The sequence below is a fragment of the Methylovirgula sp. genome (assembly GCF_037200945.1).
Lineage (GTDB): Bacteria > Pseudomonadota > Alphaproteobacteria > Rhizobiales > Beijerinckiaceae > Methylovirgula.
Genome location: NZ_JBBCGP010000001.1, coordinates 3,724,246 through 3,734,936 on the forward strand (window position 1 = coordinate 3,724,246; position 10,691 = coordinate 3,734,936).

Sequence of the window (10,691 nt, forward strand, 5' to 3'; positions counted from 1 at the left end):
CTAGACGTCAGACGCTTCGGTTTAGGAAGATAATCGCTTCCGCCGCTTTCGCAACGCCTGCGGGAGCCTTAACCCGCAGCCGCAGGTGCCAGCCCCTTTTGAGCCTCTTCTTCGGCCGCCTTCTCCGCCGCCTCGACCTCTTTCACCAGGTCGTCCTTGCTGACATGACGGTCTGCGACCTTGGCCTGGCCGAGGACGTGATCGATGACCTTTTCCTCAAACAGCGGCCCGCGGATCTCGGAAAGGCGGTCGGCATTGTTGCGGTAGAAATCGACGAATTGCTTTTCCATTCCGGGATATTGGCGCGCACGCTCATAAAGTGCCTGAGCAACTTCCTCATCCGAAACTTTAACGCCGGCGCTGTCGCCGATCTCGGCCAAGGCCAAGCCGAGCCGCACACGGCGTTCGGCAATGCGGCGATAGGCGGCGCGCTCTTGCTCTTCGGTCGTGCCTTCATCGGCGAGGGTGCGCCCCGAAGCTTTCAGCTCGGCCTCGGCCTGCTGCCAGATCGCGTCGAACTCGCGGTCGACCAGTTCCTGCGGCAGTTCGAACGAATATTTCTTGTCGAGCGCGTCAAGCAGTTCCCGCTTCCACTTGCGGCGCGAGACGACGCTCGCTTCACGCTCAAGCGAGCCGCGCATCTGCTGACGCAGTTTTTCGATATCCTCGAAGCCGAGGCCCTTGGCGAACTCATCATCGATGTCGAGCATGCCCGGCGCCGCGACGGCCTTCAGCGTCACGTCGAATTCGGCTGGCTTGCCGGCGAGCGTGGCTTCCGCATAGGTCTCGGGGAAGGTGACGTTGATCGTGCGCTGTTCGCCGACCTTCAGGCCGACCACCTGTTCCTCGAAGCCGGGAATGAACGAGCCAGCGCCGAGGACGATGTCGATATCCTGCGCGCTGCCGCCCTGGAATTCCTCGCCGCCGACCCTGCCGACGAAATCAATCGTTACCTTGTCGCCGTTCTCGGCAACTGCCTCGCCTTCTTTGGGCGTGAACGGGCGGTTGCGCTCGGCGATGGTCTTGATCGCGGCATCGACGTCGACATCGGGAATATCGGCGACGAGACGTTCGATCTGGACGTCGTCGAAGCTGCCGACTTCAACTTTCGGCAGAACTTCAAGCGCCACGACATAGGAGAGATCGGCCTTGAATTCGAAGGCCTTTTCGATTTCGTCCTGATCCTTCGGCAGATCGATCCGCGGCGCGCCGGCGAGGCGCAGCGAATTGTCTTCGATGATCTTGCGATTGGCGTCGTTGACGGCCTCCTGCATCACCTCGGCCATGATCGAGCGGCCGTAAAGGCGGCGCAAATGCGTGACCGGCACCTTGCCGGGACGGAAACCCTTGATCTGCGCCTTGGCCTTGATCTCGTTGAGTTGGTTCTCGACCCGTGAGGCGAGATCGCCCGCTGGCAGCACGACCTTATATTCGCGCTTCAGGCCCTCGGAGCGTGTTTCCGTCACTTGCATCGGCTCATCCACCTTCTTTAAATTTTCGACCGCTGCCTTCAAAACAAAAGCCGCGACCGGCGCCGTTAAGCTTCGGACAGGGCGCGAGAAATCATGCGATTGGTGCGGGCGGAGGGACTCGAACCCCCACGGTTTTCACCACCGGAACCTAAATCCGGCGCGTCTACCAGTTCCGCCACGCCCGCGCGCGCCGCAGAGCGCGGCGTTTACCGCTCGGGCCGCGTCTATAGCACGCCCGATGGCGGCCGCAGCAAAAAAGTGACGTTTACGCCGCCTATCGTTTTACCGGAATCATGGCTAGCAAAAGGGCCATGAGTGGAACCCTCGCATGATCCTTTCCCGCCGCGTGCTGCTCGGCTCGACGCTCGCAACCTTGATTGCCCATCATCCTGAGCGCCGCGCGCCGTCAGAGCCCCCTGTACCCGAGGCCCCGCCGCGTCGGCTCGTCGCCCAGAAGGCACAGGTCCGCCTGATGCCGACAGCCGCGCCCGAAACCGACATTCTTGGTTTCGACGGCACCGCGCCCGGCCCATTATTGCGGTGCAAGCTCGGCGACGGGCTTGCGATTCGGCTGGTCAATCAGACGGACCAGCCGCTGACCCTGGCGAATTGGGGCCTGCGCATTCCAAATGCTCTCGACGGGGTTGCCCCGCTAACGCAAAAGCCCGTTCCGCCAGGCAACAGCTACGATTATACGCTCAAGCCGGTGGACGCCGGCCTTTTCGGCTATCGCTCCTTTGTCGCCCCTGACGCCGGGAACCAGCTCCGACACGGACTTTATGGCGCACTGATCGTGGATGAAGTCGATCCACCACCGGCCGACAAAGATATCGTGGCCATTCTGAGCGATTGGCAGCTTGACGCCAAAACCCAGATCCTCGCGTCTGCGCAAGCCGGGATGTCGCTTGCGACCCTCAATTCAAGGCCGCTGGCAACGGAAGAGACCTACAAGCCCGGCAGCCGCATCCGTTTGCGGCTGTTAAATGCGGCCGCTTCGCGCCTGCTCTTTGTCGCTTTTGAAAATGTAAGCCCGCATGTGCTCGCGATCGACGGCCAGCCATGCGCGGCCTTTTCACCGGGCGGCAATTTGCTGCCGATCGGACCGGGCGGCCGCTTCGACGTGATGTTCGATCTGCCGGACAAGTCCGGCACGGCGCGCCTGCTCCTGCGCGAGGATGCCACGCACGACCGGCCGCTCATGGTCTTCCGGACGGAGGGCAATAAATGGCCAGACATAGATCCGATCCCGAATCTGCCGCCAAATCCGCTTTTGCCGGCAAAGATTCAGCTGGAGGCGGCCAGGAACGTGCAAATTAACGTCTCCGGCGGGGGTGCGGCGCCGTTCAGTCTCAACGGCACGGCGGCGAAAGACTTCGACAAAGCGCCGCTGTTTTCGATCAAGCGCGGGGCGCCCGCGACACTCGCGCTCGTCAATAAAAGTAGCGCCGCGCAACAGATGCGCGTTCACGGCCACGCGCTGCGCATCCTGCATGACCTTGACGACGGCTGGGACCCTTATTGGCGCGACAGCGTGATCGCGCCGCCAGGCCACACCAAACACATCGCCTTCGTCGCCGACAATTCCGGAAAATGGGCGATCGAAATGCTGCCGCTCGATGTGCCCGCGGCGGACATGGTGACGTGGTTTGAGGTGAGTTAAAGATCGTTTTCGAGCAGGCGCCGCAACACCGGTGGCAGATATTCCGGGATATCTTCGGCAATAAGGCCGGGACCGAATTCGCGCGCTGCGGCGGCATGAAGCCACGTTCCGGCGCTCGCAGCCTCGAACGCGGGCATCGCCTGCGCCAAAAGACCGCCGATAATGCCGGACAGCACATCACCGGAACCCGCGGTCGCGAGCCACGGCGGCGCGCCATGATTGATCGAGGCGCGCCCATTGGGTTCCGCCACCACCGTATCCGCCCCCTTCAGCAAAAGGATCGCGCCCATCAAGGTAGCGCCGGCGCGGGTGCGATCGAGCTTGGAGGGCGAGGCGAGCAGTTCGACCTGCGGATGATCGCGCAATTCACCCTCCTTGGTCGAGAACAATTGCGCGAATTCGCCATCGTGCGGCGTGAACACGACGATTTTTCCCGAAGCCTTGATCGCGCTCGCAAGCGTCATCGCGTCGCCTGCGAAACTCGTCAACGCATCGGCGTCGAGAACGACCGCACGCGGCTCGCCCGGCGCATCGGGTTGCGCCAAAGCGGTCAGCACAAATTCGCGCGTCGCTTCGCCAACGCCGAGACCCGGGCCCATCACAACAACGTTCTTGCGCTTGTCACCAAGCAGCTCGGTCAAATCTGCAGCGCTGTCGCAAACGCGGGTCATGATCGCGGTCAAGGCAGCCGCATGAACCGCCAGCGCATCTGTCGGGGTCGCGACAGTTACCAAACCGGCACCAGCGCGTAATGCACCCCGCGCGGACAAGCGCGCCGCGCCGGTATGCGCGAGCGAGCCGGACAGGACGAGCGCGTGGCCCCGTTTATACTTATGTCCATCCACATTCGGTTGCGGATAATGCGCCCCCCAGAGTGCCGGGCCATTGGCAAATGTCTGCGGATTGATCGTCGCGAGCACGGACTCGGGGATACCGATATCGACGAGACTGATTTCGCCGCAATGCATCTGCCCCGGCAGCAAAAGATGTCCGGGCTTCAGTCGAAAAAACGTGATCGTCTGTGTTGCTTCGATAGCCACGCCACGCACCAGCCCCGTTGACCCATCGATACCCGAGGGTATGTCGATGGCGAGGATTGGTTTGCGCGTGCGCCGCGTCCAATCGTTAAGCCGCAGGATCGTGGTACGCGCGTCACCGTCAACGTCGCGCGAAAGGCCGGCGCCGAAGATTGCCGAAATGACAAGGTTCGCTTCGTCCAATGGAACTTTATCGAATGGTAGAATAGCGTCACCCCAGGCTTCCGCCGCCCACGCGGCATCGCCTTTGAGCTGCGATCGCGCGCCGAGGAGACCGACGGAGACATTGAAGCCTTCCGCGCGCAGATGCCGCGCGGCGACAAACCCGTCCCCACCGTTGTTGCCTGGGCCGCAGAAGACGCCGATGCGTGCCCCTTGCGCGGACCGGCCGCCGATCAACCGCGCCGCCGCCTTGGCAACAGCCGCGCCGGCGCGTTCCATCAATGTCGTGCTCGGCACGCCTGACGCGACAGCGAGGCGGTCCGCCTCGCTCATTTCGCGCGTCGTCAATAATTCAGGGGGGAAAAAACGCGACAACATGATCACCCAGCCTTGTGCAGACGACCGCAAACTCGCAGAAAATCGAGACATCGCCGTGGCGCAGCAACATATTTATGCCGCTTCTGCGGGGCGTCGTTTAGTTGACATCGCCGGGTCCGGCGGCTAACCAAGCCGATTACCCAAATGTGGAATATAGTTTCGTTTCGGCGGACGTATTTCGCTGTTCTGAGCGCAACGCGTGAATATGAAGCCCCGCAAAGCCAAGTTCGGTATCGGCCAGGTTGTCCGGCATCGCAAATATCCCTTCCGTGGGATCATTTACGATGTCGATCCTGTGTTCGCGAACACGGATGAATGGTGGCTTGCCATTCCGGAAGAAGTGCGGCCGCGCAAGGATCAGCCCTTCTATCACCTCTTCGCCGAAAACGCCGATACGGAATATGTCGCTTATGTCTCGGAGCAGAATTTGCTCCCGGACACGTCTGGCACGCCGGTTCGTCACCCGCAGGTTGACGAAATGTTCATCCGCGCCGAAGACGGTGGATATCATGTCAAGGGCGGCCGCCTGAATTAGGCGCCACACTCCTGTCAATCTTCGGAATTCGTGCGGCGAAAAGGGGAGTTGCATACTCCCCCTCACTGATCTGCGTTTATTTACCCAGAGAAGCGCCGCCGGTCGCGCCGCCAGATGCGTCACTCCCGCCGCCGGCCTTGGAGGCCTGAAGGCGCTTGCGCTCTTCCTCAGCCCGCTTCTTCAACTCGTCCTGGAACTTCTGCTGTTCGGCCTGAAGAACCTTGGGATCGACGGCCGGGCCGGTAAAGGCATCGCCAAAACCCGCCAACGGGACAGCAAAGGTGACTTCGTTATTGGCCTGGTTGCGAACCGCAATGCTGAGCGTCGTGCCCTTCTGCATATCGTCAACCGTCGGCCCCTTGATCTTGGATTCCGCGAAACAGCCGTTGGGGAAGCAGATCTCGAAGGAGCCGTCGAGCGTCTCGCCCTTGTCGACCCAGAAGCGGAACCCCGGACGCAACATGAGGCCGACCGGCATCAGCAGACGGACGATGCGGGTGTCGTCACCTTTGATGTCATAAACCGCGACCGCGATCACCGGCGCCTGATTGGCCTGGGCGCTGAAATCGCGCGTCGTGTAGCAAACGTCGCGATTGGCCGCCTGATCATGGCCGCAAACCTTGGTCCACTTGCTCTGTGTGCCGATCAGATCGAGCTTGATCGGGCCCTGCGCCTGCTGAGTCTGGGCCGAGGACTGGGCTGCGGCGGCGAGGAGAAAAAAGCCAGTCAAGCCAGCGACGCCAAGACGCATCAACGGGGACGCCATAGAGAAACCTTTCCAGTGGTCAACGTCCGGCTGGGATGCGCCGGCGCGGTGGGTGAATACAGCATTTGTCGGCTGCGGGCCACAAAGATGCGAAGCTTGGCCGTCAGTCAAGAACTGGAGCCGGAAGTCGCCCGGGAATAAGGCGACAAATTGGCTAGGGCTTCAAGACGACCGCTTTCGTGGGCCTTTTTGGAGAATTTCTCGCGAAAAGGCGCGAAAAGCGGGACTTCAGCGCTGCAAATGGTGAAATTTCCGGATGTTAGGCGCAGGGTCGTCAAGGCATCGCGCTTTCGCGGCCCCCGCCTTAGACTAATCAGATGCGTGCCGAAACGATTCGTCCGCGCGGCCTGTTGGGGGGCCGGGTTTCTTATGCAACGCGCCGGTCGCGTGCGGGCTCCGCGCCAGCGCTCGCGGCGATTGCCGCCAGCGTCATGACGTTCGCCAATCCCGCGCGCGCTGCGTCGTCATACGCCATCGCCATGCACGGCGATCCGGCCCTTCCTGCGGACTATACGCATTTTCCTTATGCCGACCCCAATGCGCAGAAAGGCGGCAGGCTGACGCTCGGCGTTCTCGGCACATTCGACAGCCTCAATCCTTTCAACGTCAAATCCGGCTCGGCGGCAGAAGGCTTGGTTCCTGACGTTTTCCAGAGCCTGATGACGCGTTCGATGGACGAGCCGTTCACGATGTACGGGCTGATCGCCAAAAGCGTCGAGACCGACGCCGCGCGCGATTACGTGCTCTTCCATCTCGATCCGCGCGCGCGTTTTTCCGATGGCAGCCCAATCAATGCGGCGGACGTGCGTTTCACCTTCGATCTGCTGAAGACGAAGGGGCGCCCGCAACAACGCAGCGCCTATGCGCTCGTCAAAAGCGTGGAAACGCCGGACGACGAAACGATCCGCTTTGATTTTCCCGGTCTCGGCGATCGTGAACTTCCGCTGATCCTCGCATTGATGCCGGTGCTTTCGCACAAGGCGACCGACGCCGCCAATTTCGAATCCGCGAGTTTCGATATTCCCATCGGCTCGGGCCCCTACCGGATCGCGACTGTCGATCCGGGCCAAAAGCTCATTTTGAAGCGCAATCCCAATTATTGGGCGAAGGACCTGCCCAGCCAGCGCGGGTTTTTCAACTTCGACGCGGTCGAGATCGATTATTATCGGGACCCGACAAGCCTTTTTGAGGCATTCCGCACCGGCCTCATCGATTTCCGCATCGAGACCGATCCTTTGCGCTGGACAACGGGATACGATTTCCCCGCCGTGCGTGCGCATCGTGACGCCATTGAAAGCCTGCCAATCGGCGGCCCGAAAGGCATGGATGGTTTTGTCTTCAATCTGCGGCGCGATCTGTTCAAGGACATTCGCGTGCGCGAGGCGCTGGGCATGACGTTCGACTTTGAATGGGTCAACGCCAACCTTTTCTGCGGTCTCTACACGCGCACGAAAAGCTTCTTCGACGATTCGATCTTCATGTCGACCGAGCGTCCCGCGAGCCTCGCCGAACGTGCGCTTCTGAAGCCGTTCCCGCGCGCTGTGCGACCAGACTTTCTCGAAGGTCTCTGGCAGCCGCCGCAAACCGACGGCTCGGGACACGATCGGATCTGGCCATTTCGCGCCCTGACGCTGCTCGGTTCAGCGGGCTATCAGGTGGCCGACGGCAAGCTAATCCACAACGGCCAGCAACTTCGATTTGAGATCATGGTTCAGGATCGGTTGCAGGAGCGTCTCGCCCTCAATTATGCGGATTCTCTCGCCCGCATTGGCGTCGATGCGCGCGTGCGTCTGGTCGATGAGGTCCAATACGAGCGCCGGCGGCAGAATTTCGATTTCGACATGATGATCGGCTCATGGCTCGCCTCTGCCTCGCCGGGCAGCGAAGAGCGCACCCGCTGGGGTTCGGAGGCGGCGGACGAGCCGGCGTCCTACAACCTTGCCGGGGTCGAATCACCGGCGGTGAATGCAGTCGTCGACTCATTGCTCGCAGCCCAATCGCAGGACGATTTTGTGATGAGTGTGCGGGCGCTGGACCGGGTGCTTTTGTCCGGTTTCTATATCGTCCCTCTCTACCACGCGCGAAATCAGTGGATTGCGACCTCCACGACGCTTGCAAGACCCGTGAAATTGCCCGCCTACGGTTCTCCAACACTCGATGACGCGCTAGATTCCTGGTGGAGGAAGAAGCCGTGAACATTGCCCAACCTCTCGAAGCCTTGGCCGCCCGGCGAGAGGCGTTGACGCCCTATAGTCTCGACACGCTCGTGACGGGCGCGGCGCGGCTGCGGCCGGACGGCCTTGCCTTCGCCGATCGCCTCGGGCCGTGGCCTTTCGGAATCGTCGCCGCACAGGTCTCGGCTTTGGCGCGCATTCTCGCTGAGTGCGGCCTGCAGCCCGGTGAGCGCATCCTCATCGTCGGCGGCGCGGAAGTCTCGGTGGTAACGGCGGCAATTGCCGCCTTGCGCGGCGGCTTCGTGCCAGCCTTGACGCCGGTCGATCTCGACGCCACGGCCTTAGCCGCCTACGGGCAGGCGATCGAGGCGGCGGCCATCGCCGGTCCGACCAGCTACGGCGATTTCGCCTCGTTTGAAACCTGCCTAGCGGCCGCAGCCGCGATGCCTTCGGTCCGGCTGGTCGCGACCTTTGGGCCGGCGGAAATCGACGGAGCTGTCGATCTTAGCCTTAGCGCGATCTTGAAATATGCTGCGCAGCATCCCGATTTCGGACTTGAACGCGGCAAGCCGCTGGCGGCCGAGCCGCCGCCCGTCATCACTTACGATCGGGCTCGTGCGCGACCAGTGCATCATCAGCAGGCCAGCTTGATCGCCGCCGGACTCGACTTCGTCGCCCGTGCCCGCGTCGGCCGCGTCACGCCGATCCTGTCCACGCTGGCGCCGGTTTCGGCGGCGGGCTTCATAGCCGGGCCCTGCGCAGCGCTTCTGTCCGGCGCGCCGCTCTATCTGCACGGGCCGTTTTCGGAAGAGGATTTTCTAGCGGCCCGTAACCAGGCCGATTCCGCGCATCTTGTTTTACCGGCCGCGCTGGCCGGTGATTTCGCCGGCATTTTCGACGGCCTCGCCTCCGTCGTGCTTGTATCGCGGCTTGCCGCCGAGCAACCTTATACGCCGCCGCCGGCGATCGAAGCGTCCTGCCAGGTCGTCGATCTCTACGCCGTGGATGAAACGAGCGTCATCGCGGAACCACGCCGCAATCACATTCCCGTGCCTCCGGCGCAGGAGCCGCATTTTGTCGGCTTCGACGAGGCCCGCGTGTTGACGTTTGAAAAGGCAGCGGATTCTCACACGCTTGCTTTTGAGGGCGCGGGCGTGACGGCGACGGATTGATCGGGCATAGTCCGCGCCCGCCGGTCGTGGGGGCCGCGGAGGAGGCGCGTCATGTTCATTCTCGCCGCAATCCTCTTTGTCGCCGCGATCCTCTTCTTCGCGACCTGCAAGATCGCTACGCAATACGAGCGCGCGGTGGTCTTTCGGCTTGGGCGTTATGTCCGCACGGCGGGTCCGGGGCTTTATTTTCTGATCCCCTTCATCGAATGGCGGGTGAAGATCAATGCCGTCATATGGCGGCGAACCGTCAATCCGAAACTGGCGGTGATCGAGGTCGCCAATGTGGGCAATAGTGTCGTTCAGGTCGCGGTGACGGCGCTACGCAATGTCATCGGGCAACACTCCCTCGATGAAGTGTTGAAAGAACAGGCAGCGGTCTCCGAAGCGCTCCAGAACATGATAGATGTTGTGACCGAGCCTTGGGGCGTGAAAGTCGAACGCGTGCAGATGAAGGACGTCGAAATCCCCGAAACGATGCAGCGGGCCATGGCGCAGGAGGCCGAAGCGCTGCGCGAAAAACGCACGCGGCAGATCAAGGCGGAGGCGGAGGTCGATGCGGCGCGGCTTCTGCGTCAGGCGGCGGAAACCATCATGCAAAGCCCGGCTGGCCTTGAACTTCGACGGATGCAGATGATCACGGAAGTGGGTGCTGAGCAAAACACCATGACAATCATCATGATGCCGAGCGAATTTGTCGAAATGGCCCGCGCCATCGGGGCCAGCGCCGCACGGCGAGAATAACAATTGCATAAGCTTGCGAGCGAGCGCGGATCATTGATCGAATACGATTCAAATGCCAGATAAACACAAAGATACCGCGCTCATCGGAATCGTCACGGCATCCGACCGGGCAAGCCAGGGCATCTATCGCGACGAAAGCGGGCCGGCGATCGTTGCCTACTTGAATCGCACCCTGACCTCACCCTTCAACATCGCGCAACGCATCATTCCGGACGGCTTTGAATCCGTGCGCGATGCGCTGATCAATCTCGCCGACGACGAAGGTTGCGATCTGATCCTGACTACCGGCGGCACGGGCCCTGCCCCGCGCGATCTGACGCCGGAAGCGACGCTCGCCGTCGCACCGCGCGAATTGCCTGGCTTCGGCGAATTGATGCGCGCAGAAAGTCTGAAACAGGTGCCGACCGCGATCCTGTCGCGCCAACTTGCCGCGCACCGTGGCGCCTGTCTCATCATCAATCTGCCGGGTAAACCGGCGGCGATTGAAACCTGTCTCAACGCCGTGTTTCCGGCGGTGCCCTATTGCCTTGATCTGATAGGCGCGGCGCGGCTCGAAACGGACCCCGCGGTCGTCAAATCCTTCCGGCCAAAATC

At 61.8% G+C, this 10,691-nt stretch carries 9 protein-coding genes and 1 tRNA gene; 6 read left to right on the plus strand and 4 right to left on the minus strand.

From position 1 onward, the window contains the following. Nucleotides 1-68: 68 nt before the first annotated feature. Together tig and WDN02_RS18180 are read right to left on the minus strand one after the other, a co-directional pair. Complete coding sequence (tig, locus tag WDN02_RS18175; protein WP_337294820.1) at nucleotides 69-1,472, minus strand: trigger factor; 1,404 nt, start codon at nucleotides 1,470-1,472, stop codon at nucleotides 69-71. 100 nt (nucleotides 1,473-1,572) lie between these two features. Further along, nucleotides 1,573-1,657: transfer RNA gene (locus WDN02_RS18180), tRNA-Leu, on the minus strand. A 143-nt stretch (nucleotides 1,658-1,800) separates the two neighbouring features. Here WDN02_RS18180 and WDN02_RS18185 point away from each other — a divergent pair. After that, nucleotides 1,801-3,132 carry a multicopper oxidase domain-containing protein gene (locus WDN02_RS18185; RefSeq protein WP_337294821.1) on the plus strand — a complete coding sequence of 444 codons (1,332 nt, stop codon included), beginning with the start codon at nucleotides 1,801-1,803 and terminating at the stop codon, nucleotides 3,130-3,132. Here the strand turns inward: WDN02_RS18185 and WDN02_RS18190 are convergent. After that, nucleotides 3,129-4,664: an NAD(P)H-hydrate dehydratase gene (locus WDN02_RS18190; RefSeq protein ID WP_337294822.1), complete on the minus strand. Its 1,536-nt coding sequence runs from the start codon at nucleotides 4,662-4,664 to the stop codon at nucleotides 3,129-3,131. The two genes, WDN02_RS18185 and WDN02_RS18190, sit on opposite strands and share 4 nt — an antisense overlap. A gap of 250 nt (nucleotides 4,665-4,914) precedes the next feature. Between WDN02_RS18190 and hspQ the strand changes: the two genes are divergently transcribed. Next, nucleotides 4,915-5,244, plus strand: coding sequence for a heat shock protein HspQ (hspQ, locus tag WDN02_RS18195; protein WP_337294987.1), 330 nt, complete (start codon nucleotides 4,915-4,917; stop codon nucleotides 5,242-5,244). 76 nt (nucleotides 5,245-5,320) lie between these two features. Here hspQ and WDN02_RS18200 read toward each other — a convergent pair whose 3' ends face one another. Then, complete coding sequence (locus WDN02_RS18200; RefSeq protein ID WP_337294823.1) at nucleotides 5,321-6,010, minus strand: invasion associated locus B family protein; 690 nt, start codon at nucleotides 6,008-6,010, stop codon at nucleotides 5,321-5,323. A 317-nt stretch (nucleotides 6,011-6,327) separates the two neighbouring features. Here WDN02_RS18200 and WDN02_RS18205 point away from each other — a divergent pair, with 317 nt between their 5' ends. From WDN02_RS18205 to mog, 4 genes are all read left to right on the plus strand, one after another. Next, nucleotides 6,328-8,205, plus strand: a complete 1,878-nt coding sequence (locus WDN02_RS18205) for an extracellular solute-binding protein (protein ID WP_337294824.1) — start codon at nucleotides 6,328-6,330, stop codon at nucleotides 8,203-8,205. Continuing rightward, nucleotides 8,202-9,356 carry a hypothetical protein gene (locus tag WDN02_RS18210; protein ID WP_337294825.1) on the plus strand — a complete coding sequence of 385 codons (1,155 nt, stop codon included), beginning with the start codon at nucleotides 8,202-8,204 and terminating at the stop codon, nucleotides 9,354-9,356. The genes WDN02_RS18205 and WDN02_RS18210 overlap by 4 nt, the downstream gene beginning before the upstream one ends. Before the next feature lie 51 nt (nucleotides 9,357-9,407). Next, on the plus strand, nucleotides 9,408-10,097 hold the full coding sequence (locus WDN02_RS18215) for an SPFH domain-containing protein (RefSeq protein ID WP_337294826.1): 690 nt from the start codon (nucleotides 9,408-9,410) through the stop codon (nucleotides 10,095-10,097). A 52-nt stretch (nucleotides 10,098-10,149) separates the two neighbouring features. Further along, nucleotides 10,150-10,691, plus strand: a 542-nt coding sequence (gene mog / locus WDN02_RS18220; protein WP_337294827.1) for a molybdopterin adenylyltransferase, incomplete at its 3' end; no start/stop codon positions are given.